This is a genomic window from Gammaproteobacteria bacterium, assembly GCA_027296625.1.
Taxonomy (GTDB): Bacteria; Pseudomonadota; Gammaproteobacteria; order JAKEHO01; family JAKEHO01; genus JAKEHO01.
The window spans coordinates 15,285-38,185 of record JAPUIX010000107.1 but is presented as its reverse complement, the minus strand read 5'-3'; the positions used below and the strand labels follow the sequence as shown (position 1 = coordinate 38,185).

The window sequence follows — 22,901 nt, the reverse complement described above, 5'->3', positions numbered from 1 at the left end:
GTGAATGGGTACGCAGCCAAAAGAAGTTGAGGCGCTGATAAAAAAGCAATATGACCACGGTTTCTACACCGACGTTGAAACGGACACGGCTCCTCCAGGCCTTAACGAAGACACGATTCGGCTAATCTCAAAGAAGAAGAACGAACCGGAATGGTTACTTGAATGGCGCCTGAATGCCTTTCGCCACTGGTTAACGATGACGGAGCCAAAATGGGCACATGTCCATCACGCCCCGATTGACTACCAGGCTATCTCCTATTATTCAGCGCCTAAATCAGACAAAGATCGCCCGAAAAGCCTGGATGAGATAGACCCGAAGTTACTCGAAACCTACGAGAAACTGGGGATCCCGTTGCGGGAACAAGAAATGCTGGCGGGCGTCGCCGTGGATGCCGTATTCGACAGCGTATCGGTGGCAACAACGTTTAAAGAAAAGCTCGCGGAAGTGGGTATCATTTTCTGCCCTTTCTCAGAAGCAGTTCGGGAACATCCAGAGCTGGTGAAAGCATATCTCGGTTCGGTCGTGCCGCCTAACGACAACTTTTTTGCCGCCCTTAACTCAGCCGTATTTACAGACGGCTCGTTTTGCTACATCCCAAAGAGCGTTCGTTCTCCACTGGAACTTTCGACTTATTTCCGCATTAACGCTGCCAATACAGGGCAATTCGAACGCACCCTCATCATCGCTGAGGAGAAAAGTTATGTCAGTTACCTTGAGGGCTGCACTGCACCCATGCGGGATGAAAATCAGTTGCATGCAGCAGTAGTGGAGCTCATTGCACTTGATCATGCAGAGATCAAATACTCGACAGTCCAGAACTGGTATCCCGGAGACGAACAAGGCAAGGGAGGCATCTACAACTTTGTCACGAAGCGTGGCGAATGCCGGGGCAAGAATTCAAAGATTTCCTGGACCCAAATTGAAACAGGTTCGGCCATTACCTGGAAATATCCGGGTTGCGTGCTAACAGGTGATAACTCGGTAGGTGAGTTTTACTCCCTCGCCGTAACCAACAACTACCAACAAGCCGATACCGGAAGCAAAATGATCCATATCGGCAAGAATACCCGCAGTACCATCATCTCGAAAGCTGTCGCCGCCGGTCGCAGTCAAAATGCCTATCGTGGACTCGTAAAGGTGTTAAAGAGTGCAGATGGCGCCCGCAACTATACCCAGTGTGACTCATTACTCATGGGCGAGAGATGTGGCGCACACACCTTCCCTTATATGGAAGTGAAAAACTCGAGTGCCCAGGTTGAGCATGAGGCATCGACCTCTAGGATTGGTGAAGATCAGCTTTTCTATTGCATGCAGCGCGGAATTTCCGAAGAGGATGCGATTAACATGATCGTAAATGGGTTCGCAAAGAAAGTTTTCAAGCAATTGCCTATGGAGTTTGCAGTAGAGGCACAAAAGCTTCTGGGCGTCAGTTTGGAGGGAGCTATCGGATAAATGGGCCACTGGACCATCAAACCGGATAGATTTGGAAATCGAGTTAACCGAAAGAACAGAACGAAAGTCACTTATGCTTAGTATTAAAAACCTACATGTAAAGGTCGACGGCAAGATGATCTTGCGCGGCATCAACCTCCAGATTAACGCTGGGGAGGTACATGCCATCATGGGTCCCAACGCATCAGGCAAGAGTACCCTTGCACAAGTGCTGGCTGGACGGGACACCTACGAGGTAACGGATGGCAGCGTACGCTACCAAGGCAAGAACTTACTCGCCATGGCACCCGAAGAGCGGGCCCGCGAGGGCGTGTTTCTTGCCTTTCAATATCCAGTAGAGATCCCCGGTGTAAACAATGTTTATTTACTCAAAGCGGCGTTGAACGCTATCCGTAAACATCGCGGCCAAACAGAATTAGATGCCGTGGAGTTCTTAAGCCTCGTTAACGAAAAGATGGGGCTTCTCCAGATAAGTGACGATCTCCTTAAGCGATCGGTGAACGAGGGGTTCTCCGGCGGCGAGAAAAAACGCAACGAGATCTTCCAAGCCGTGGTTCTCCAACCAAAGCTTGCAATCCTCGATGAAACCGATTCCGGCCTCGATATTGACGCCTTACAGATCGTTGCCGAGGGGATCAATAAACTGCGAAGCCGGGATCGCGCTATTTTGTTGGTAACTCACTATCAACGCCTATTGAATTATGTAGTACCTGATTATGTGCATGTTCTTTCGGACGGGCGAATCGTACACTCCGGCGACCACAATCTGGCGTTGGAGCTAGAAGAGCGCGGTTATGACTGGATTAAGCAGGAGGTCGCCAACGCATGAATGCGGCTGCAGGACCCGTTGAACGCTATCTAGCGGACTTTGCCCGTGTGGAGATGACACTTGCGGGCGCTACTGATCCGCGTTTGCGTAAGGCGCGCAAGACGGCCTTAGCACGGTTTGCAGAATCGGGGTTCCCAACACGCCGCAATGAAGACTGGAAGTATACCGATGTGCGTGCTATTGAAAAGCGCACGTTTAAAATTGCCGAGCCGTCACAGAACGGGTTCGCCCGCGAACACATTGACGCTGTCCGCTTCGAGGCGGTCGAATGTCAAGAACTCGTGTTCGTCAATGGCCACTTTTCCGAGACACTCTCGCACGCGCACACCTTACCCCAAGGCACGATCGTAGACAGCCTCGCTTCAGTCCTTCAGCATCAGGGTGGCTCACATCTTGAACACCTCGGACAATATGCGGACGACAAAGCAAACGGTTTCGCGGCCCTCAATACTGCTTTTATGACCGATGGTGCATACATCAATCTGCCAGCCGGAACCTACGTGCAGAAGCCTATCCATCTTCTGTTTTTATCGACAACGCACGATAACGCACTCATTAATTACTTGCGTAACCTGATCGTCGTTGGGGCAAATGCCAAGGTAACGATAATTGAGAGTTACGTCGGACTTGAAGGAGCCAGGAACCTAACAAACACAGTAACGGAAGTTGCCCTCGGCAGCGGCTCCGTGCTGGAACACTACAAACTCCAGCAGGAAAGCCTCACGAGCTTTCACATCGGCAGTTTACATATACGCCAGTCCGCGGATAGCCGGATGTATTCCCACTCTATCTCCCTAGGCGGGGCGATCGTGAGAAACGATATCAATACAGCCCTCACTGCTGAAGGGGCTGAAGTGAATCTAAATGGCCTTTATATGGCGAGCGGGCGGCAACATATAGACAACCATACCCGAATCGATCATGCGAGCCCACACACACGGAGCAACGAAGTTTATAAAGGCGTGCTGGACGGGCACGCACGAGGCGTATTTAACGGCAAAGTGGTCGTCCATGAAGGTGCTGCAAAGACCGATGCGCAACAATCTAACAAAAATCTTCTGCTATCTAACACGGCTGAAGTGGATACCAAGCCCCAACTCGAGATCTATGCGGACGATGTCAAATGCAGCCACGGCGCCACTGTGGGCCACTTGGACAAAGATGCACTCTATTATCTCCGTACACGTGGGATCGATGAAGATGCCGCTACTAGTCTTTTGACCTACGCGTTTGCCGACGACGTCATCAACCATATCAAGTATGCGCCGATCCGTGCGCGACTGGAGAAGGTGGTGATAGGACGGTTACCGAACATGGACCGCATCCGCCAATTCCTATGAGTCGCGCAATGGACGCCACCGCTAAACTCCTCCGGCAGCCCCAACAAGCGCTGGACGTTGGACAGCTGCGCGCTGACTTCCCAATCCTCAAGCAGAAAATTCACGGTAAACCGTTAGTCTATCTGGATAACGCAGCAACGACGCAGAAGCCGCAATCTGTCATTGACATGTTCCGCTGCTACTACAGCGAGATGAACGCCAATATTCACCGTGGTGTACATACCTTGAGCCAAAGAGCAACGCAAAACTATGAAGAAGCGCGCACTAAGGTACAGCACTTCATTAACGCAGATTCGTTTAAAGAAATTATATTCGTACGCGGGACAACAGAAGCCATCAACCTCGTGGCACAAAGCTACGGGCGTCCTAAGCTTAAGGTGGGTGACGAAATTATCATTACTGAGATGGAACATCATTCCAACATCGTCCCTTGGCAACTTCTGTGCGGGCAGACAGGCGCCACACTCAAGGTGATTCCCATCAACGATTCAGGTGAGCTGAAGTTGGACGATTACAAGGACCTCCTCAATGCTCGCACCAAAATAGTCAGCATCGCCCACGTTTCTAATTCACTTGGGACGATTAACCCGATCAAATCCATCATCGATATGGCTCACGCCCATGACGTACCGGTGCTGGTCGACGGCGCCCAAGGAGCTCCCCATTTGAAGGTGGATGTGCAGGATCTCGACTGCGACTTCTACGCCTTTTCCGGACACAAATTGTTTGGCCCAACAGGAGTCGGCGTGCTCTACGGCAAGGAAGCCCTGCTCGATGCCATGCCGCCGTATCATGGCGGCGGTGACATGATCAAGATGGTCACATTTGAAAAGACGCTTTACAACGACTTGCCGTATAAGTTCGAAGCTGGCACGCCCCACATTGCGGGAGTCATTGCACTCGGCACGGCCATTGATTATGTGAGTAGGGTTGGCCTAGATAGCATCGTCGCGCACGAGCATTCCCTCTTAAGCTATGCCACCGAGGCGGCAAGGGAAATTCCGGGGCTCAGACTAATTGGAACGGCTAGCGAAAAAACTAGCATTCTTTCATTTGTGATGGAAGGTATACACCCACATGACCTTGGGACAATATTGGACCACGAAGGAATAGCGATTCGAACGGGGCATCACTGTGCCATGCCCGTAATGGAACATTTCGGCGTGCCGGCTACGGCACGCGCATCGATCGCAATGTACAACACGCTTGAAGATATTGATGACCTCATCAATGGACTAAAAGAGGCCCACAAGGTGCTTATGTAATGTTGGATATCAAAGATCTGTACCAAGACATCATCATCGATCACAACCGTAGCCCGCGCAACTTTGGAAAGCTCGAGCATGCAACACGAGTCGCTGAAGGTTATAATCCCCTATGTGGCGATCGATTGACAGTTTACCTCAACCTGGACGCCAACATAATCAAGGATATTCGCTTTGAAGGTACTGGATGCGCCATTTCAGTCGCCTCCGCTTCGTTGATGACCGACCACCTAAAAAGTAAAACGAAAGCAGAAGCCGAGGAAATCTTCCAAAACTTTCACACGCTATTAACAAGAGATAACGAACAGCCCGAGGCCGAGATGCTAGGGAAACTCTCGGCGCTCGCTGGTGTGAAGGAATATCCGGTACGAGTCAAATGCGCAACGTTGTGTTGGCACACGTTGCACTCGGCCTTAAATGGGAAAGAAACGATCGTATCTACGGAATAAAACTTGGCTTAGACTGACCCGGGCGTAAGCCGTCTCGAACAGTCAGGGCGCTGCCGGAAAGACCAACACATAGCGATGCACGACCACGATCCCATTACCGTCAACCGCGATTGTGATGCCACTCTAATCCCGTCGGGCACACCCGTCACCCTTAAGCAGGGCTCTATCGTATTCATTACCCAAGCCCTAGGCGATACCTATACTGTCAGCATTGAAGGTAACCTTGCGCGCGTTGAGGGCAAGGATGCCGATGCACTGGGCTTAGAGCCGGTTGTCGAAAAGTCAGCGCAGAGTCCGGAAAGCCAAAACGGCACTGTGGATGAATCTCTTATATGGGAGCGGCTAAAGACATGTTATGACCCCGAAATTCCAATCAATATCGTTGACCTCGGCCTGATTTACGATTGCAGAGTCACACCCCTTCCAGACGTTGGCAACCGAGTTGATATTAAGATGACTTTGACAGCCCCCGGGTGTGGCATGGGCCAGATTCTGCTTGAGGATGTGCAAAGCAAGATCGCAACGATACCGAACGTCACGGAGGTGAACGCAGAACTCGTGTTCGATCCACCTTGGCATCAGGGCATGATGTCGGAGGCGGCAAAGTTGGAAACAGGACTCTATTGAAGAACGCGAGTGATGTCAGATTGGGTTAATGTCGCCAGCATAGAGCACCTCGGGCCCAGCGAGTCGCATGTCGTCGACGTTAACGACGTCATGATTGCTGTATTTAACATCAACGGCGATTATTACGCCATTGAGGACATCTGTACCCATGATGGTGCGGAACTAACCGGAGGCAAAGTTGAAGGCGATCAGATTATCTGTCCCCGGCACGGTGCCCGGTTCGCCATCAAAACCGGCGAAGCCCTGACGCCGCCGGCTTACGAGCCGGTCACCACGTTTCCAGTCAGGGTTAAAAACGGAATGATTCAAGTTAAGGACGATCGATGGGACTGACCAGCGGCCTCCGGAACAGAACGAAGCCCGTACCGGCGCTGTGTGTCGCGACCCAAGGTTGCTCGATTCGGACATTGATAATCTGAGCCGAGCTCCGCTCACCCCGGCCTCGACAGAAAATCCTACCCGACCCAGGCAGCATTCAAGCGCCAACTTCGAACAAGACGCCTCCCGACGGCGTCGTTTCACTTCTTTCACCCTATCGAATTCGCACATATAATTCAGCGTTTATATCAATCTCTAATCTTTTCTGGCGTCCAGGGACCCCTTAATGGCGATTGAACGTACGCTTTCCATCATTAAGCCAGATGCTGTCGCGCGCGATCATATTGGCGATATCTACTCCCGATTCGAAAAAAACGGTCTGCGGATCGTGGCCGCAAAAATGCTGCATCTCACCCGCGAGGAGGCAGAAAAGCTCTATGCCGTCCATCATGAACGGCCCTTTTACAAAGAACTTGTCGAGTTTCTCACTTCTGGACCTGTTATGGTACAGGTCCTAGAAGGTGAAAATGCGATTGCAAAAAATCGGCAGTTGATGGGTGCGACAATTCCGAAATATGCAGCACCGGGAACAATCCGCGCTGATTTTGCTCACACCAGTGACGAAAACGGGGTCCATGAAAACGCTGTTCATGGCTCGGATAGTCCCGAAACCGCCATAACCGAGATAAACTTCTTCTTTAAGCCTGACGAGATATCACCCAGGACACGCTAATTGTGAGTACTCCTACCAATTTCCTCGACCTTGATCGAACATCCATGGAGGCCTTCTTCACCGCCATAGGTGAAAAATCGTTTCGCACCTCACAAGTACTCAAGTGGGTTCACCAAGCCGGTTTGGATAACTTTAACGGAATGACCAACCTTAGCAAGTCGTTGCGGCAACAGCTCACTGGCAGCGCCTATGTTAAGGCGCCTCAGATTGTGACAGAACGAATCGCGAACGACGGAACACGCAAATGGATGTTAAGCCTAGAAGGGGGAAACTGCATCGAGACAGTCTTCATTCCAGAAGATGATCGGGGCACCCTGTGTGTATCGTCACAGGTCGGTTGCGCTCTTGATTGCAGCTTCTGCTCAACCGGGAAACAGGGTTTCAATCGAAATCTCAGCGTCGCCGAAATCATCGGCCAGCTTTGGCTCGCCAACCACGCGCTCGGGAACTTTACACACTTCAATAAAGAACAGCGTATCATCACTAATATCGTCATAATGGGAATGGGGGAGCCACTGCTCAACTTTGAAAATGTGGTTAAAGCGATACGCCTCATGATGGATGATCTGGCTTATGGACTATCTAAACGCCGCGTGACCTTGAGCACAGCGGGTGTCATCCCTGCCATTAACCGATTAAGGGAAGCGTGCTCGGTAAACCTTGCGATCTCCTTGCACGCTCCGAACGATCGCTTGCGCAACGAGCTCGTTCCGCTCAACAGGAAATACCCAATCCGAGATTTGCTCGCAGCTTGCTGGCGTTATGCTGAAGGGCAATCTCGCGACGTAGTGACCTTCGAGTATGTCATGCTCGCAGACGTCAACGACAAACCGGCGCATGCGCGCGAACTCGCGAATCTTCTTAAGGGATGTGCAGCGAAGATCAACCTGATCCCCTTCAACACATTTCCGAAAACGACTTACAAACGTTCCCGCCCGGAAATGATTGATCGATTCCGCGATATACTATTAGATGCCGGACTCATGACGATCACCCGCAGGACGCGTGGAGACGATATCGACGCAGCCTGCGGTCAACTCGTCGGTCGCGTAGAACCGCGAGGAAGACAACACCTGATGCACAGAACCGCCTCAGACGTCGGAGTATGAACCCACATGTCCTCTTGGGAGTAGTCATTTTTGGTGTGCTGCTCAGCGGCTGTGAAACCATCAGAGAGACCGGTTCGCAGCACAGCCCGGAGCGGATCGCTGCCGCCAATGTCGAGCTCGGGCTTGCCTACATGCAAGAAAACGAGAATGACGTGGCCCTACAGAAGTTTGAGAAAGCTCTCAAAGCAGACCCTGATTACGTCCCCGCGCACATCGCGACAGGCCTTTTGTATCAGCGTCTCGGCAAATTGGACCAGGCAGAGAAATATTACAAACAGGCGCTCAGGTTGGAACCTGACAACCCTCGGGCATTGAATAGCTATGGCCAGTACCTATGCCAAACAGGCAAAATAACCGAGGCAGAAAAATATCTCCTGAAGGCCGCCGAAAACCCCCTATACGGGGCGCCGGAGGTCGCTTACACCAATGCAGGCATCTGCGCGCTGCGAGAGGGCGATTCAGTCAAAGCTGAAGAATATTTTCGTAAGGCGTTGCAATTCAATCCCAATGTCACGTTGGCACTTTTTCAAATGACAAGGATCAGCTACGAGAAACAGCGTTACCTATCAGCACGCGGGTATCTTCAGCGTTATTTTGAAGTGTCTGATCACTCCCCTGAGGTTCTGTGGCTTGGCATACGCATCGAACGAGAGCTGGGCGACAAGGACGCGGTTGCAAGCTACTCACTGGCACTGAGGGCCAACTACCCGGACTCGGACGAAGCGCAGCTACTGCTTGAGTCAGAAAGAAAATGAACATGCAGGAAGAAATGGCGCAAGCGAGTTCCGGCCAGGAAGACGACACGAGCCCCGGCGAGCAGCTCCGCAGGGCAAGACAAGCGCAAAAGCTGACCCGCCAAGACATTGCGGATCGGCTCCACTTAGACCTGGGTGCGATCGCAGCCATCGAGGCCGATGATTACGATCATCTACCGTCTGCAACCTATGTACGCGGCTATTTGCGCAGTTATGCGCGCATCCTGTCAGTACCCGCGGAGGCGATCATAACGGCATACAACCATTTCGCGCCGGCCCCGCCAGTACTTCGCCCGGATGCTAACCGACCCGAACAGGCGCGGAGCAGCGACACATCTGTCAAAGCCGTAACGTACTTTATAAGCTTGGCGCTCGTCATCCTGCTGCTCGCCTGGTGGCAGAGTCATTATGTACGGACCATGCCCTCCGAAGACCTTGAGATCCCAGCTGATGATGAACCTCTGGAACAGGAAGAAGAATCGTCAATGGTCGTGCCTGACGGCCGGCTATCCTATCCGATCCATGTGGTCATCCATCCCAGCACGATTGCACTCGGAACCGGAGAATTTGACGCAGATGAGCTAGAGGTGCCAGTGACGACGGAGGAAGCACCCTCCAACGACCCGGATCAAAGCTCCGTAGCTGACACCGTCGATACGTCAGATATGATACAAACTGTAGCCCTCTCGGCACCCTCCGAACCATTACTTGAGTCACCGAGTTCGCAAGGCGCCGTTATTCATTCTGCGCCCGATTCCCTATCGATGGATCTCCTGTGGGATTCCTGGATCGAAGTGATTGATGCGACTGGCACGCCGCTTTACTACCAATTGGCAAGAGAGGGTGACACAATATTTTTACAAGGGACATCACCATTTAGCGTCTTACTTGGATATGCACCTGGCGTTGCGGTCGAGTACAACGGCAAACTCTTCGACACCACACCGTATTCGCGAGCAGGCGTGGCTCGCTTTACTCTAGGGGAATACGCCGTCGAAGAATAGGTTTGCCGATCTTCGAATACGCTGCATGCCGGACACAGCATTGCCACGTGGGGCGTCTCCTGCAACGTACGAACGACCTCTGGCAATATTCAGCCCATAGGAACTTGACCCGATCGGTCTTTGCGGATCTACCATGATAGACAGCGCCGAACGGCTACTCTTTGCGATTAATGCCTCAGTACCAACCCATAAACGTAGCTACCTACGAGGAGCTTCCCTTGCCTGATGTAATTGATCCCATTCGCGGGATGAATGACATTCTTCCGGATAAGACGCCAATCTGGCAGCGACTCGAACAGATTGTACGCACAATCGTGGAAAGCTACGGCTATGAGGAAATCCGCTTGCCCTTGCTCGAGAAGACAGCCCTTTTCGCACGGTCCATTGGCGAGCTAACAGATATTGTCCAAAAAGAAATGTATACATTTGTCGATCGAAACGGCGACAGTATCACGTTGCGACCGGACGGTACTGCAAGCTGCGTCCGTGCTGGCCTGCAATCCGGTTTATTCTACAAGCAACCTCGACGCCTATGGTATGTGGGGCCCATGTTCAGACATGAGCGTCCACAAAAAGGACGATATCGACAGTTCCACCAGGTCGGAGTTGAGGCCTTCGGCATGCCCGGTCCCGACATCGACGCTGAATTGATTCTAATGACAGCACGCATATGGCAGGCGCTCGAATTGGCTGACGTGCGTCTTGAAATAAACTCGCTAGGTACTACGCGATCGCGTGCATCATATCGGGAAAAACTGATCGCGTATTTTTCAAAACGCTTGTCAGAGCTCGATGAAGACAGCAAACGACGCCTCAAGAGCAATCCACTCAGAATCCTCGATAGCAAGAACCCAAAGATGCAAGATATGATCGCGGAAGCCCCGAGTATCCAGGATTATCTGGATGATGAATCGTCCGTGCATTTTGAAGGGCTGCGTTTAATGCTGGATGAGGCGGGAATCGCCTATAAGGTCAACCCGCGGATGGTGCGGGGATTAGACTACTATGGCAAGACGGTATTTGAATGGATAACGAAAAGTCTCGGGGCACAGGGCACGGTCTGTGCCGGTGGGCGTTATGATGGGTTGGTAGAACATTTTGGTGGCAAGGCAACACCGGCAATTGGCTTTGCCATAGGTGTAGAACGATTGGTGGCCTTGATGGATGACGCGAGTCCAGACCAATCGCCCAGCCAGCCACCTCACGCGTACATTATCTCCGTTGGTAACGATGCCAACAATCCCGGTCTTCAACTAGCAGAATCATTACGCGATACATTGCCGAGCGTTAGGCTGCTCACTGACTGCGTTGGCGGCAGTTTCAAAAGCCAATTCAGACGAGCCGACAGATCGAATGCCCTGATAGCACTAGTACTTGGCGAAGACGAAATCGCTAACGACACTGTGAGCATCAAGCACCTTCGCGAGAAGAAGCCACAAATCACCTTGCCACAGAGTGAGCTCGTTAACTACATCAGGCGATTTGTCGACAAAAAGAACCTTCCCTAGAATTCGCCATTATAAGGTGCACATTGAGCATCGGCCTCTTGCAGCGAAACCAGGGGAAGGCGCGTTATAATAGCTTAGCTACTATTGCCGAGCGTGCCGGGTAAAATCGCAGCACCAGTAAATTACGTAACCCCAAGGAGGGTGTCGTGGAGATTTATACCACCGAAGAGGAGCAAGTCGAAGCCCTAAAGAAATGGTGGCGAGAAAACGGTAAAGCTGTCATTACCGGATGTGTCATTGGTTTTGGGGCGATATTCGGCTGGCGCGAATGGCAAGCACACGTTACCGAAGAAGCTCAAAAAGCCTCTCGACAGTTCCAGGAAATGGCGATTCAGGCCAAGCAAGGGCAAAGTAAGGCTGCTCACGAGCTCGGCGAGTCAATTATCGATCAATTTGAGGGTAGCGCTTACGCGACACTTGCAGCGTTCAGTCTGGCAAGAATGGCAACAGAAGACGATCGGATCACGGATGCAAAAGGATACCTAATGTCGATTCTCGAGCAATCGAATCAGAGTGAATTCCAACACATCGCCAGATTACGCCTTGCACGGCTGTTACTTGCTGAGGGGGACAGCGCCGACGCGGAGGCAATGATCGGCGGGGTCGATGTAGGGCAATTTCTCGGCACTTACCAAGAGCTAAGAGGTGACATCCTTGTTGCGCAAGGTAAACCTTACCAGGCCCGTGCTGCCTACTTACAGGCGCTCGCGAGCACCGACGCCACCGCCAGTGACCGTTCCATATTGCAATTGAAACTTGATGACTTGGGACAATTGGCCGCCCCAGAAGCTGACGAGCAATGATCCTAAGACTGTGCCTGATCGCCGGCATCATCCAATTAAGCGGCTGTGGTGTCGGCGACTACATCACAACCTTCTTGGGCGGGGAAGATAATGCGGATCCCCCGGCGCCACTCGAAGAGTTCGATGCTGAAATTGAGATCGTAACGCTTTGGACCAAAAGCGCCGGTAAGGGCGCTGGTAAACAATATCTCAAACTAACACCCGCCGCGACTTATGACCACGTTTTCGTCGCGGATCCACGTGGAGAGATCCGTGCATTTGACGCAACCAACGGACAACTCGTATGGCAGTTGGATACGGATGCGCCAATTTCAGGTGGCCCGGGTATCGGTGACGGGCTCGTGGTGGTCGGCACAATCGAGGGACAGGTTCTCGCTGTGGCGGAGCAGGAAAAAGCATTGCAATGGCAATCACATGTTTCCAGCGAGGTCCTCGCCTCGCCTCGGATCGCAAATAACGTCGCTGTCATTCGTACCGTGGATGGGAAGGTCTTTGGCCTTGATGCCGGAGGCGGTGAGCGCCTGTGGGTTTACGAGCGCACCGTACCGGCCTTAACGTTGCGTGGCACCGGCACCCCAGCGATAACCGATAACATGGTGATCGGGGGCTTCGCCAGTGGCCGATTGGTTGCGCTTGAACTGAATTCTGGAAGACCCATCTGGGAGACGCCGATCGCAATACCCTCAGGACGAACGGAACTCGAAAGAATTGTTGACATCGACAGTGAGCCGTACGTCATCGATGGAACCGTTTACGTCGCGACCTTTCAAGGCCGCATCGCAGCGATCGATCAACAAACCGGGCGCATGATTTGGAACCGAGAGATTTCCTCATACGCAGGTATTGGCGTAGACGAACACAATCTCTATGTTACTGATGATCAAAGTCACGTCTGGGCTTTAGACCGCTTCACCGGAACATCACTCTGGAAGCAGGAAAAGCTTCATGCCCGCGCCGCCACCGCCCCGGCTAGCTTTGGGGACTTCGTCGTGGTCGGAGATCTTGAGGGCTATTTACATTGGATGCATAAAAACGATGGCCGGTTTGTCGCTCGGAACCATGTAAGCGATGACAGCATTATCGCACCACCCATAGTCATCAATAACATCTTATTCGCCTACACGACGGGCGGCACGCTAGGCGCCTATCGTTACCAGTAAAATTCACACAGAGCTTCAACGATGAAACCGGTAATCGCCATAGTTGGGCGCCCCAACGTAGGCAAGTCCACGCTCTTTAATAGGCTCACCAGAAGTCGCGATGCCCTTGTCACAGCCGAGCCTGGCCTGACGCGGGACCGTCAGTTTGGCCGAGGGCAACACAGTCAATGGTCCTACCTCGTTGTCGATACTGGAGGGCTCGGGGACGGAGAAAAAGCCAGCGCGTCCATGGCGGGATTGATCGCGCGCCAATCGCTTCAGGCAGTCCGCGAGGCTGACCTCACATTGATGCTAGTTGATGGGCGTACGGGCCTAACTGTTGCAGACGAAGGCATTGCTGGCCAATTGCGTGTCCTCGGTAAACCCGTATACCTCGTTATCAACAAAACCGAAGGGCTTGACACGGATGTTGCAAGCGCCGAATTTCACGCCCTTGGATTCCAACCGCCTCATGCGATCTCGGCTAGGTACGGCCATCGGATCAATCGCATGATGGATGCTATTCTCTCTACGCTGCCGGAGAGCGCTTGCGAGGCTGAGGAAGACTATTCGGAAGATACGCTCAGAATCACCGTCATTGGCCGCCCCAATGTGGGAAAATCCACCCTGGTCAACCGAATCCTCGGGGAGGAACGCGTACTCACTGATGAACAGCCCGGCACCACCCGAGATAGTATCGTCATCCCCTTTACGCGCAACGGCGAAGACTACACGTTTATCGATACAGCTGGCGTACGCCGGCGCGCTCGGGTTAAAGACGCTGTCGAGAAGTTTAGTATCATAAAAACATTACAGGCCGTAGACACGACCCACGTCGTTATCATGGTATTAGATGCCAATGAAGGAGTAACAGGCCAGGATACGAAGTTACTCGGGCTTGTGTTGGACAGCGGCAAAGGTCTCGTACTCGCCGTCAACAAATGGGACCGCTTAAATGTGTCTCAAAAAGCCGAAAAAACTAATCAAATCGAGCGCAAGCTGCACTTCATCGACTTCGCCCCCGTATACTATATTTCAGCTCTCTATGGCACCGGAATCGGCAAACTCTTCAACGCGATTGATCGCGTAGGTAGAGCCACCTTCACGAAGATTCCAACATCGAGGCTAACACGTCTGCTTCATGCGGCCGTCGAGTCTCAGCCGCCGCCGGTGGTGCGCGGCCGACGCATAAAACTGCGGTACGCTCATCTAGGAGGGCATAATCCGTTGCGTGTCGTCATCCACGGCAACCAGACCGAGCATGTTCCGGAGCCCTACCGCCGCTATCTGGAAAACACGCTGCGCAAGGCGCTAAGGCTTGAGGGAACTCCTGTGCGGGTGGAGTTTAGACGTGGAGAAAATCCATTTAATCGCAGTCAAGCATAACAAATGGCGCATTATGGAATGAAAGAACCTTGATTAAACTGCTCTTCGAGCAGACTCAAGATGTGCCCGGCTCCTACACTGCTATCCCATTCACCATCTTCATCCAGGATCACCATTTCCGTATTGTCCCCCACACTCGTCAGACTGAGCACATACTGCTCGCCAGCAGGCGACTGATCTTTGTCGCCCTTCCAAAAGGCCAGCTTTGATAATAAGCCTTCTTTATCTTCCGAAGCCGCCGCCGGCGGCTGCATATCTTCGCTATAACGGACATAATAGACACCCCGTATGCGATCCTTGTCGTCGATCATGAGCCCCGCTTCGTCAAGCGCCATTGCAGTATGTGGCCACGCGTTAGAGAACTCTTCAAGCACTGTGAGATAGACCTTCCCGTCACCGACACTCACTAGCTCCGCAAGTTTGGCAGGTGCGGGCGCACCGACCGGCTGGCCATCGTACGATAACGCCGCCGAAGTCGCGGCCACAGCCACCGCACCCGGCGCCGTCGTACCACCGCCAAAGTAGGCTTTTAACTGGGCAACGGCCTGTTGTTCCAGTTCGACACCATCGCTCCGCGCCTGCCATGCCAAGGTTCCTTCATTGAGCACCTGCACTTCACCCACGTGCGAGACAAAGAGCGCCGTGGTGCCGGGCTGAGCACCGGGTTCCGTAAAGACCTTATATTTATCCCGCAGCACCGTCCCGGAACTCGTACGCGTCTCCACCCAATCCGTTTCCAGGACACCTAACTCCTCGTCGTCTAAATCCAGAACGTAATTTTTCTTCGCCCAGAATTCGCGAAGCCGCGGCCAGACGTCAGATTGTTTCCCCTTGACAATGAGCCACTGCTCGTCGGGGAGCGATTCAAGGGCAATGACACCCGCGCCGCCGGTGGCCGTCGAACCCGCTGTACCTTCCCGCTTGGCACGAGACCTCGACTCCTTCTCCTCCGCATAAGCCGACAGTGTAGTTACCCCTTCCGGAAGCCCTCCTGGAATAGCCATGGTGTCCTGAATCGAGTCGGCAGTAAGGTCCGGCGGGATCTCGAGATCGTCCAGCGTCTGCGCCTTTCGGTACTCCTTCCGTCGATCCGGCGCCACAGTATCGAGGGTCGGAAAGTATTGACAACCCACAAGCGTGATCGCCAGGAGCAGCACCACTCCATTCAATTTACGTGACATCACACTCTGAACCTAAAGTACGGAAACCTCAGCCTGTACCATCGCCATCCTCAACTCATCATGGAACTCTTCCGCCAACCACGTCAAAGGCAAGCGGATCGCTTCATCGATCAGTCCCATGCGGTACAAGCTCCACTTGACCGGGATAGGATTTGACTGGACGAATAAAGCCTTGTGTAACCCGTCCAGTTTGTCGTTTATCGCAGACACTGCCCGGTCACCGGCAATGGCGGCCGCAGAAATCTCGTGCATCGCCCTTGGTGCCACATTGGCCGTCACAGAAATCACACCATTGCCGCCTAATAGCATGAAATCCATTGCCGTAGCGTCGTCTCCACTCAATAGGAGAAAATCCTTCCCACAAAGTTCCCTCAGTTTCGCAACCCTGACAAGGTCAGCCGTTGCTTCTTTAATCCCGATAATGTTGGCAACCTTTGCCAAGCGCCCGACCGTTTCGGGCAGCATGTCACACGCGGTCCTCCCGGGAATGTTATACAAGATTTGAGGGATCACGACGGCCTCCGCCACAGCTTTATGGTGCAAATAGAGGCCCCCCTGGGTGGGTTTGTTATAGTACGGGGTAACTAAGAGACAGGCATCAGCACCCGCTTCTTTGGCACACTGGGTCAGTCTAATAGCCTCCGTCGTGGAATTCGCCCCGGTACCCGCTATCACGGGCACCCGGCCCGCAACCTGCTTAACAACGACTCGTATGACCTCGCAATGTTCCTGTTCGTCTAGCGTTGCCGATTCGCCCGTGGTTCCGACAGCAACTATGCCATCTGTCCCATTTTCAATGTGAAACTCCAGAAGGTCCCTCAGGCGTTTGTAATCAACAGGCGAATCATGCGTTACGCCCCCCTTCATGGGCGTAACAATCGCAACCATACTGCCTTGAAGCATCGAATCAGCCTAACATATTGAATTCAAACATTTCATACTACTGGCCTGGCATCGACATGACAACAATAGAGCAGGCCAGACAAGCGTCCAAACAAACACGACTCATGGTTCCCCCACGTCAATACCGTGACCTGTAAACGCCCTTGCGGGTCGTGCCGCAATCAATGCACAATGATTCACATGCTCACGAGGCGCGCCCCCAACTTGTAGCGATTTCCTATGCAAAACCACCTCGTTATTGTCTCACTCGGACAGAACCAGCCCGGGATAGTCGACCAATTTTCCAAAGCCATCAAGGACAGTGGCTGCAATATCGTGGATAGCCGAATGACTGTACTGGGGGGCGAAATCGCAATGATTCTTATGGTATCTGGCACCTGGAATGCCATCGCAAAGATTGAAGACATGTTGCCACGTCTTGAGGAAAGACTTGATTTAAGTATCACCGCGAAGCGTACTGACTCTCCGAAGCCAGCAGCGACGTTTGTGCCATATGCCGTAGACGTTGTGTCCCTAGATCGTCTGGGCATTGTTAACGACATAGCCCACTTTTTTGCGACCCGAGATATAAACATCCAAGATATGTACACAAATAGCTACCATGCCGACCATACCGGCACTCCCATGTTCTCGCTGCACATGACAATAAATATACCAAGTCGCCTTTCCATCGCTGCCTTGCGCGGGGAGTTCATGGATTTTTGTGATCATCTTAACCTCGATGCGATCATCGAACCCGTAAAGTGACAAACCCGTAATAATGTTATTCACGAAGGCGTAACTCCCATTATGAGCCGAGCTACACTCGGAAAGTCTGTTCCTAACTTTGAACTGCCCGCGACCGGCGCAAAGACTGTGCGCCTTTCTGGTCTTAGAGGGAAAAAAGTGATCCTTTATTTCTATCCCAAGGACAATACCCCAGGTTGTACCCGCGAGGGCCAAGAATTCAGCGATCACATTGCCGAATTCGCCACCCATAATGCCGTGATTTTGGGCGTCTCAAGGGACAGCATCCGATCCCACGAAGAGTTCAAGAGCAAGCTGCAGTTACCCTTCGATCTACTATCCGACGCGGATGAGATACTATGTAGCCAGTATGACGTAATCAAAGAAAAAACCATGTTCGGCAGGAAGGTCATGGGCGTAGAGCGAAGTACCTTCTTGATAGATGAAAACGGTATCCTACGTAAGGAATGGCGAAAAGTTAAAGTAGCTGGCCACATCAGCGAGGTGTTAGACGCCATAAGATCTACCTGATTCGTACTACCCCTGCCTCATGACCATGGCCAAGACAAAACAGCGCCAGCTTTTCATAATAGACACCAACGTGTTAATGCACGATCCCGGGGCACTCTTTCGGTTTAAAGAACATGATGTATACGTTCCGATGGTGGTACTAGAAGAACTAGACGCTGCCAAAAAAGGGTCATCAGAGGTTGCGCGCAACGTTCGCCGGGTCAGCCGAATTTTGGATGACTTGATCGGGAACACGCATAAAAACACGATCGAGCAGGGACTGGCGTTGCCAGCCATCCAACATCAAAACGGTAACCCAATACCACATGGTCGCCTTTTCCTGCAGACTCGCACGCTGATGGAAGACTTGCCGGCGCACTTACCGGGCAGCATTCCAGATAACTCAATACTTGGCGCTGCCTTGGCGCTACAAAAGTTACACAAACAAAGAACCGTCACACTCGTATCAAAAGACATCAATTTACGTATCAAGGCACATGTCCTTGGGATTCCAGCTGAAGATTATTACAACGATAAGGTCTTGGATGACGTGAGCCTACTTTACACAGGCATGGGGAAACTCGGAGAGGATTTCATAGAAAGGCCAGAAATAAACGAAGTATCCGCACAAAAAGGTATACATTCAAGCTACGCCCTCCCTAATCCGACCGGCGGCGGATTTTATCCGTACCAGTGCCTATTCTCGGATTCCAACGACGCGTTTGAAGCGATCGTCCGCCATGTCAATAAAGAAGAGGCGATCATTGAGCGTGTCATTGACTACCGCAGTACGGGAAACACCATCTGGGGCATTAATGCCCGCAACCGAGAGCAAAACTTTGCCCTCAACCTCTTGATGGCAGAGGATGTTGATTTTGTGACGCTGCTAGGTGCAGCAGGGACCGGCAAGACGTTGCTGGCGCTAGCCGCCGGCCTCGTTCAGACGCTGGAACACAAGCGTTATCGGGAAATCGTCATGACTCGCGTGACCATTCCAGTCGGGGAAGATATCGGCTTTCTCCCCGGGACCGAGGAAGAGAAGATGACCCCTTGGATGGGCGCGCTACTGGATAATCTGGAGGTCCTTACCAATACGGACATAGGTGGCGACTGGGAACGTGCAGCAACTGCACATTTACTAAAAAACCGCATTAAGTTGCGTTCACTCAACTTGATGCGTGGACGCACTTTTCTTAATCGATACATCATTATTGATGAAGCGCAGAACCTGACTTCCAAGCAGATGAAAACTCTCATCACACGTGCAGGCCCCGGCACTAAAGTTGTGTGCCTGGGGAACATCGAGCAGATTGATACACCGTATCTGACGGAAACAACATCAGGACTGACATATGTTGTCGACCGCTTCAGAAACTGGGCGCACAGCGGACATATTACTTTGCGTCGTGGAGAGCGATCACGACTCGCGGATTTCGCTACCGAAGCGCTTTAACGATACGTTCACTCGCAACTTCTGTATTGAGTACGACGCACAGCCACCAATCGAAAACTTGACTAGGCTGCCTCGTCGGCTTTGGGCTTATCAGGTGCCGCAACTGAACCGGGTTCGTGCCCCGATCGTGGCCAAACATTGATTAGTGCTTTTACCAAGGTCGCAAGCGGGATAGCGAAGAAAACACCCCAAAACCCCCACAAACCACCAAATACCAAAATCGCACCGATGATGGCAACAGGATGAAGGTTAAGGGCTTCAGAGAACAAGATTGGGACAAGGACATTACCATCAAGAAATTGGATCCCGGCGTACCATACAAGCAGCCAAGCGAATTCGGAACTCAAGCCCCATTGAAAATACCCTACCAGCGCCACCGGCAAGGTCACCACAGCAGCACCTATATAAGGTATGAGCACCGAGAGACCCACGATCACCGCAAGCAATGGTGCATAAGACAGATCCATCAGGTTAAAAACAATATAAGTTACCGCCCCAACGATGATGATCTCGTAGAACTTACCTCGAACATAATTTCCGATCTGTGCATCCATTTCCTTCCACACTTCCTTTACCAAACGGCGCTCACGAGGCAAAAACCCACCTAGCCAAGCGGTAATCTCGGACTTGTCTTTGAGGAAAAAGAACACCAGCAGAGGCACAAGGATCAGATACACCAGGACAGTAATAATGGCTGGAATGGAAGCCAATGAATAAGACACCACATTTTGACCTAAGCCACTGATGCCAGCTTTTATTCCCGCAATGACTTCGGCAACCTGCTCTGCAGATATGAGTTGTGGGTACTTCTCCGGTAGTCTCAACAGCAACTCCTGCCCGCTCCCAATCATTTTAGGTAGCTCTTGGAAAAACTCAGTCAGCTGGCGAGACAGAAGCGGAAAGAGTCCTAGTACGAGAAAAACAATAAATGCCAAAAACACGAGGAACACAGAGGTTACTGCAAGAATACGCACAATCCCGCGCTTTTCCATCTGATAGACGGACCCCTCAAGAAGATACGCAATGATGACGGCGGCGAGTAACGGGGCGAGCATCTCCCCCATTGTCATGATGACAGCAAAGCTCAGCACCAAAAGGATGGCAAGCAGTGCTGCCTGTGGATCAGAAAAGTACCGGTGATACCAGCTCTTTAGGTACTCAATCATCTAAAAAGTCAACCATGTAGCTCAGCTCTGCCACTTTTTAACCTTGGAAGAATCATGACGTGGACCCTTTATATCGATACATCATAGCCCCTGCAAGATGAGGATTAAAGTTCGTTCCCGGTGAGCCCAGCCGCCGAGCGAGACTATCGAGCAGTATGATGCGTTGATCAAATACATTGGCTTTTTGTCCGTGATGAAAAAAGCTTACACTTATCTATAAGGAGCCTCTAACCGATTCCTAGATGTGAACACAGCGATGCTAACGACAAGAAAGCATTCGGCCGCCGACTACGTAACCCTTGCACAGCAGATCAAGCAATGGGGTAATCAGCTTGGCTTTCAGCAGGTCGGTATCACTGATACCAACCTGAATAACGATGAAGTCCACCTGCTCAACTGGCTCGCCAAAGGGATGCATGGCGCGATGGACTATATGTCATACCACGGTATGCGACGGAGTCGCCCGATCGATCTTGTGCCTGGCACAATTCGCGTTATTTCTGTTCGTATGGACTACCTTCCCCCCGACGCGAAACACCCGCAAACCGTGCTCCACGACCCAACACTCGCCTATGTCTCCCGATATGCCTTGGGGCGGGACTACCACAAAGTGATGAAAAAACGCCTAAAGGTACTTGCTGACAAAATTGAGGCCGTAACCGGGTCGTTCGGATACCGCGCCTTCGTCGACAGTGCCCCAGTGCTTGAAAAGGCGCTGGCACAAAAGGCAGGCCTTGGCTGGATCGGCAAACATACCAACCTAATTAATCGCAACGTTGGATCTTGGTTTTTCTTAGGAGAACTCTATACCGATCTTCCCTTGCCCACAGACCCGGAAAGCGACGGCAACCATTGCGGAACTTGTACGGCCTGCATCGACATATGTCCAACCAAAGCAATTCTCGGCCCCTATCAGCTTGATGCACGTCGTTGCATTTCGTATCTCACAATTGAACTTCGGGGGACAATACCCGAGGAATTTCGTCCTCTGATTGGCAATCGCATTTATGGTTGCGATGACTGCCAGCTGGTGTGCCCCTGGAACCGCTTTGCACAGAATACAGAAGAAAATGATTTTAGGGCGCGCAGCGGATTAGACGCGCCGGCGCTTATTGACCTATTTTCATGGACCAAAAGCGAGTTCCTTGCGCGTACAGAGGGCTCCGCGATACGACGCATTAACTATGAAATGTGGCTTCGAAATATCGCAGTTGCCCTGGGTAACACGCCCACGTCACAGAAGGTAATCGCCGCACTCGAGGAAAAACAATCGTACCCATCGGCGCTAGTACAAGAGCACGTTGCCTGGGCATTACGCCAGCATGGCCGTAACGTATAAGCATTAGAGGCCCTCAAACGCTAAAGCCCTCACGAGACGGATAATACGCGATCTCCGTTTTGTTAAAGCAGGACCCATTGCACTGTGCATCAAGACCATGTTTCGCGTTCAAGACCGGGGCTCATCAAATCAGGCCAATGCCAAGAATGAGGGCAAAAATTAATAGGAGCCCCCCAACAAGATCTCTCACCCTCGTGATGCTTACTGCTTTGATGAACCTTGAACCAATAAATGTTCCAATAAAAGCCGCTAGGGCCGCCGTGGCTACCAGGGTAATCGAATTATTGAGTCCTTGAGCAGTATAGTGAGATCCATATACAGCGATGCGTGCAACATCGACCAGGCAGGCGATCACTGCGCTGGTGCCAATAAACGTTGCCGTTGAAAGATTACAACCGACCAGAAACGCGCTGCGAAGCGCGCCTTGGTATCCGGAAAGTCCACCAAAAAATCCACTTGCTAGCCCACCAAGCGGAAGGTATCGCTGATTGAATGAGGCTGACGGTACTTCTGACATCACATCGTATATAGCGAAAACAAAGATCAGGACCGCGACCGTCAATTTGATTGGCGTGACGTAAAATGTGTGGTTCGATATTTCGTACTCATAAAGGGGAGGAATGTCGATTAGCCAAACAAGTAGCCAAGCACCAAGAAAGGCGGCACCGATTGCAGGGAACCCGAAACGCAATACGATCCTTTTGTCCACATATTTGCCCACTAGGAAGAGCTTAAACAGATTGTTCAGAAAGTGAACCACGGCCGTTAAGGCTACAGCGACATCGACCGTAAAGAAGATCGCAAAAACCGGTAAGATGAGCGTGCCCAGCCCGAACCCGGAGAAAAAGGTCATGGCACTGGCACCCATACATGTCAGGGCCACTATCAGATAGTCCATCTATCTT

General features: G+C 51.9%; 23 protein-coding genes. 19 read left to right on the top strand and 4 right to left on the bottom strand.

What is annotated here, in order from left to right; translation table 11 throughout:
* Nucleotides 1–4: 4 nt before the first annotated feature.
* From sufB to der, 15 genes are all read left to right on the top strand, one after another.
* Complete coding sequence (sufB, locus tag O6944_05850; GenBank protein ID MCZ6718658.1) at nt 5–1,453, top strand: Fe-S cluster assembly protein SufB; 1,449 nt, start codon at nt 5–7, stop codon at nt 1,451–1,453.
* Between the two features lie 73 nt (nt 1,454–1,526).
* Nucleotides 1,527–2,282: a Fe-S cluster assembly ATPase SufC gene (sufC, locus tag O6944_05845; GenBank protein MCZ6718657.1), complete on the top strand. Its 756-nt coding sequence runs from the start codon at nt 1,527–1,529 to the stop codon at nt 2,280–2,282.
* Entirely contained in the window at nt 2,279–3,622 is a 1,344-nt protein-coding gene (sufD, locus tag O6944_05840) for a Fe-S cluster assembly protein SufD (GenBank protein ID MCZ6718656.1), read from the top strand. The genes sufC and sufD overlap by 4 nt, the downstream gene beginning before the upstream one ends.
* A complete protein-coding gene (locus O6944_05835) occupies nt 3,619–4,887 on the top strand; it encodes a cysteine desulfurase (GenBank protein ID MCZ6718655.1) in 1,269 nt (422 codons plus the stop codon). Before sufD ends, O6944_05835 begins: the two co-directional genes overlap by 4 nt.
* Nucleotides 4,887–5,336: an SUF system NifU family Fe-S cluster assembly protein gene (locus tag O6944_05830; protein MCZ6718654.1), complete on the top strand. Its 450-nt coding sequence runs from the start codon at nt 4,887–4,889 to the stop codon at nt 5,334–5,336. The genes O6944_05835 and O6944_05830 overlap by 1 nt, the downstream gene beginning before the upstream one ends.
* 75 nt (nt 5,337–5,411) lie before the next feature.
* Nucleotides 5,412–5,963: a putative Fe-S cluster assembly protein SufT gene (gene sufT, locus O6944_05825; GenBank protein ID MCZ6718653.1), complete on the top strand. Its 552-nt coding sequence runs from the start codon at nt 5,412–5,414 to the stop codon at nt 5,961–5,963.
* Nucleotides 5,964–5,975: 12 nt separating this feature from the next.
* Nucleotides 5,976–6,296: a non-heme iron oxygenase ferredoxin subunit gene (locus tag O6944_05820; GenBank protein ID MCZ6718652.1), complete on the top strand. Its 321-nt coding sequence runs from the start codon at nt 5,976–5,978 to the stop codon at nt 6,294–6,296.
* A 271-nt stretch (nt 6,297–6,567) separates the two neighbouring features.
* Nucleotides 6,568–7,014, top strand: coding sequence for a nucleoside-diphosphate kinase (gene ndk, locus O6944_05815; GenBank protein MCZ6718651.1), 447 nt, complete (start codon nt 6,568–6,570; stop codon nt 7,012–7,014).
* Entirely contained in the window at nt 7,014–8,123 is a 1,110-nt protein-coding gene (rlmN, locus tag O6944_05810) for a 23S rRNA (adenine(2503)-C(2))-methyltransferase RlmN (GenBank protein ID MCZ6718650.1), read from the top strand. Before ndk ends, rlmN begins: the two co-directional genes overlap by 1 nt.
* On the top strand, nt 8,120–8,878 hold the full coding sequence (pilW, locus tag O6944_05805; GenBank protein MCZ6718649.1) for a type IV pilus biogenesis/stability protein PilW: 759 nt from the start codon (nt 8,120–8,122) through the stop codon (nt 8,876–8,878). Before rlmN ends, pilW begins: the two co-directional genes overlap by 4 nt.
* A 2-nt stretch (nt 8,879–8,880) precedes the next feature.
* Entirely contained in the window at nt 8,881–9,882 is a 1,002-nt protein-coding gene (locus O6944_05800) for a DUF4115 domain-containing protein (GenBank protein MCZ6718648.1), read from the top strand.
* Nucleotides 9,883–10,130: 248 nt separating this feature from the next.
* Nucleotides 10,131–11,390 (top strand): histidine--tRNA ligase, encoded by a 1,260-nt coding sequence (hisS, locus tag O6944_05795; protein MCZ6718647.1) that lies wholly within the window; start codon nt 10,131–10,133, stop codon nt 11,388–11,390.
* A 146-nt stretch (nt 11,391–11,536) separates the two neighbouring features.
* Nucleotides 11,537–12,193: a tetratricopeptide repeat protein gene (locus tag O6944_05790; GenBank protein MCZ6718646.1), complete on the top strand. Its 657-nt coding sequence runs from the start codon at nt 11,537–11,539 to the stop codon at nt 12,191–12,193.
* Nucleotides 12,190–13,353 (top strand): outer membrane protein assembly factor BamB, encoded by a 1,164-nt coding sequence (gene bamB, locus O6944_05785; protein MCZ6718645.1) that lies wholly within the window; start codon nt 12,190–12,192, stop codon nt 13,351–13,353. Before O6944_05790 ends, bamB begins: the two co-directional genes overlap by 4 nt.
* A 21-nt stretch (nt 13,354–13,374) precedes the next feature.
* Nucleotides 13,375–14,718, top strand: a complete 1,344-nt coding sequence (gene der / locus O6944_05780; GenBank protein MCZ6718644.1) for a ribosome biogenesis GTPase Der — start codon at nt 13,375–13,377, stop codon at nt 14,716–14,718.
* Between the two features lie 11 nt (nt 14,719–14,729).
* Here der and bamC read toward each other — a convergent pair whose 3' ends face one another.
* Both bamC and dapA read right to left on the bottom strand, forming a co-directional pair.
* On the bottom strand, nt 14,730–15,899 hold the full coding sequence (gene bamC, locus O6944_05775; protein ID MCZ6718643.1) for an outer membrane protein assembly factor BamC: 1,170 nt from the start codon (nt 15,897–15,899) through the stop codon (nt 14,730–14,732).
* Nucleotides 15,900–15,911: 12 nt separating this feature from the next.
* Nucleotides 15,912–16,802 (bottom strand): 4-hydroxy-tetrahydrodipicolinate synthase, encoded by an 891-nt coding sequence (gene dapA, locus O6944_05770; protein MCZ6718642.1) that lies wholly within the window; start codon nt 16,800–16,802, stop codon nt 15,912–15,914.
* Nucleotides 16,803–17,021: 219 nt separating this feature from the next.
* Between dapA and O6944_05765 the strand changes: the two genes are divergently transcribed.
* The 3 genes from O6944_05765 to O6944_05755 are packed head-to-tail and all read left to right on the top strand — an operon-like array spanning nt 17,022 to nt 19,491.
* The gene (locus O6944_05765; GenBank protein ID MCZ6718641.1) at nt 17,022–17,549 is read left to right on the top strand and encodes a glycine cleavage system protein R; all 528 of its coding nucleotides are present in this window, start codon (nt 17,022–17,024) and stop codon (nt 17,547–17,549) included.
* A gap of 42 nt (nt 17,550–17,591) precedes the next feature.
* Nucleotides 17,592–18,059, top strand: a complete 468-nt coding sequence (locus O6944_05760) for a peroxiredoxin (protein ID MCZ6718640.1) — start codon at nt 17,592–17,594, stop codon at nt 18,057–18,059.
* A gap of 25 nt (nt 18,060–18,084) precedes the next feature.
* A complete protein-coding gene (locus O6944_05755; GenBank protein ID MCZ6718639.1) occupies nt 18,085–19,491 on the top strand; it encodes a PhoH family protein in 1,407 nt (468 codons plus the stop codon).
* A gap of 62 nt (nt 19,492–19,553) precedes the next feature.
* On the opposite strand, the gene O6944_05750 is transcribed toward O6944_05755, so the two are convergent.
* Complete coding sequence (locus O6944_05750) at nt 19,554–20,657, bottom strand: AI-2E family transporter (protein ID MCZ6718638.1); 1,104 nt, start codon at nt 20,655–20,657, stop codon at nt 19,554–19,556.
* A 256-nt stretch (nt 20,658–20,913) separates the two neighbouring features.
* On the opposite strand from O6944_05750, the gene queG reads away from it, so the two are divergent.
* Nucleotides 20,914–21,996, top strand: a complete 1,083-nt coding sequence (gene queG, locus O6944_05745) for a tRNA epoxyqueuosine(34) reductase QueG (GenBank protein ID MCZ6718637.1) — start codon at nt 20,914–20,916, stop codon at nt 21,994–21,996.
* A gap of 124 nt (nt 21,997–22,120) precedes the next feature.
* On the opposite strand, the gene O6944_05740 is transcribed toward queG, so the two are convergent.
* Complete coding sequence (locus O6944_05740) at nt 22,121–22,894, bottom strand: sulfite exporter TauE/SafE family protein (GenBank protein MCZ6718636.1); 774 nt, start codon at nt 22,892–22,894, stop codon at nt 22,121–22,123.
* Nucleotides 22,895–22,901: the final 7 nt, after the last annotated feature.